Annotated in this window: 1 protein-coding gene; it reads right to left on the bottom strand. The window is 22.7% G+C overall.

What is annotated here, in order from left to right:
* Window positions 1-20 precede the first annotated feature (20 nt).
* A partial coding sequence (locus BP997_RS04060; RefSeq protein WP_413828861.1) for a restriction endonuclease subunit S occupies window positions 21-759 on the bottom strand: 739 nt, incomplete at its 5' end.

Below are 759 nucleotides of genomic sequence, written 5' to 3'. Positions count from 1 at the left end.
AGTAAATCATTATTTATCAATCATTCAACCTCAATTTGAGAAACATCAATTTCACCAGACATCAATTTAGGCAATAAAATATCCCTTATGGCTGTTAATTTCTCTATTTCTTTATTATTTATATCAATTTGTTTGAATAATGGAAATACAATTTGATTAAACTTTAATAATGTTTTTTCATCAGGTAAAATAAATTTTATATTTTTTACATTAGTATTATTAATTGCTTGCATTGTAGTTCCATTACAATAAACATTTTTCATTTCATCAAAGGCTTTAGATAAAATAAAAGACCATAAATAATAGAATGCATTGTCATTACAACTTAAACCACAAAAACCAGTAGAAAAAATATAATTGTTTATTAAATCTTTAGAATATTCATCAACTTTAATTAATTTTCTAGAATCCTTCATTTTAGCAAACCATATACTTTTAGGTATTGGTTGCATATTTGCTCTACTTGGCTTTTTATCAATAGTTATTAAATTATTATTATCAACAATACTAGAATTTTCTACATCCGCAGTAGCTAAATAAATTTTAGATCCTTCAAAATCTTTAATTCCTGAATTTATAATTGATGAAACCTTTTTACTCCCTAAAAAATCAATGCTCCAATCAACTGGAATTTTTCCTAATTCAGAATCTTTAAAAACACCAGAATTACTATATAGTTCATTTAAATTATTTAAGAAATTAAAATTAACAAACCAATTTTTAAATATTGTTGTAATTTGGTCTTCTAAATTTTGATTT

The organism is Methanobrevibacter sp. UBA412 (assembly GCA_002495685.1).
In the GTDB taxonomy this organism is placed as follows: Archaea; Methanobacteriota; Methanobacteria; order Methanobacteriales; family Methanobacteriaceae; genus Methanobrevibacter_A; species Methanobrevibacter_A acididurans.
The sequence above is the reverse complement of the archived record's forward strand: the minus strand, read 5'-3'. Positions and strand labels throughout refer to the sequence as shown.